The sequence below is a fragment of the Chryseobacterium sp. KMC2 genome, from assembly GCF_016756935.1.
GTDB lineage: Bacteria > Bacteroidota > Bacteroidia > Flavobacteriales > Weeksellaceae > Chryseobacterium > Chryseobacterium rhizosphaerae.
Genome location: NZ_JAESIT010000051.1, coordinates 1 through 1,316 on the forward strand (window position 1 = coordinate 1; position 1,316 = coordinate 1,316).

Genomic DNA, 1,316 nt, shown 5'->3' on the forward strand with positions numbered 1-1,316 from the left:
GCATTTGTATCTAATATAGTACCTGGTTGGTTTATAAAGATATTTGTAGATTTTACAAAAGTTTTTGTATTACTATCATATTCTAATCCACTTGGCTCTATATTTAATCCCATTGGATGATTATGATCTTGTGATTTTAAAGTACTTGGATAAAAATAACTTCCATTTAAAGAAAAATTATCTACAAATCTTTTGGGATCAATAGGAGTACCTGATTCTAAGTGAAAAGTAGATATAATAGAGAATGTAGTATTATTTGAACCAGTATATGTTGAGTTTGCAGTTTCTACTTTTGTATTATTATAAAAATATTCTGCAATTTCTGAAGCTTTTGATTCATTATTAGCAAATCTTAATGTTGATATCTTATCACTTGTATGTCCAGTATTATCACGCATTTGAAACCCTAACTTTGTGATTTTTAAATTTTCAGCTATATAACCTTTCTCTCCTACATCTACATCTACACCTCCATCATTATCAGTTTTTAACTTCCCATTACTATCAAAATTCTTTTCAGCATAAATAACATCTGTTTTAGATTCTGCCATCCAAGTGAGATTTCCAGATTTATCTAATTTATAGATGTCTGTACTTTGTCTTCCATCCGGGTCAATATACCTCAAAGGATTATTAAATGCATAGTTGTATGGTGACCATCTTCTCATCTTCTCCGCCAGCGGATCCACCACACCCCATCTTCCAATATCTGCCATATACATTCTCGCTCCATAATCATACATCCCAGTTTCCTGCAACTCCTTGCCGTTGTACTTGTAATTTTTATATGTACTCGGTCCAAAGAAAGATGCTCCAGTATTTAAATGACTCATTCCGAATGGATAATAATCATTAGAATCTGTAATTTCAAGAGCGCCTGTGCTGTTTCTTCCGCAAGAAAGCCTTACATTTCCCCAACTGGTCTATGTAGTACTGGTAAATATAAATACTTTATAATTCCCAATAATAAACTCAAAAACATTTCTGTATTAAAATTTTGTTTAGAATACAAATCAATCACTTTAGAATGTAAAAACCTCACTTTTTGTGAGGTTTAGTTATGTTAACTTAAAGGCGGGATACTTTGTGCTACGGAAGAAAATTTATTTACCTGATCATTTATTCATTTTCAATAACCTCTGTATTTTTAAGTGTTTTCTTAAAAAAAGATAATCGGCTTGTGGGATATATATAAATTATCTCAGATTTTTCATTAAACATGAATGATATATTAAAAGGATCATGAATAATACCATCTGGTAATTTTTGATTATTTATATTTTGATATGGTATTTGTTTTATTAGCGATTTGAAAA

Annotated in this window: 2 protein-coding genes; both read right to left on the reverse strand. The window is 30.1% G+C overall.

Annotated features, from left to right (window positions below):
- Positions 1-833: RHS repeat-associated core domain-containing protein (locus JML65_RS23745; protein ID WP_237390982.1), on the reverse strand; the 833-nt coding region annotated here is incomplete at its 3' end.
- 286 nt (positions 834-1,119) lie between these two features.
- Positions 1,120-1,316, reverse strand: a 197-nt coding sequence (locus JML65_RS23960) for a hypothetical protein (RefSeq protein WP_237390983.1), incomplete at its 5' end; no start/stop codon positions are given.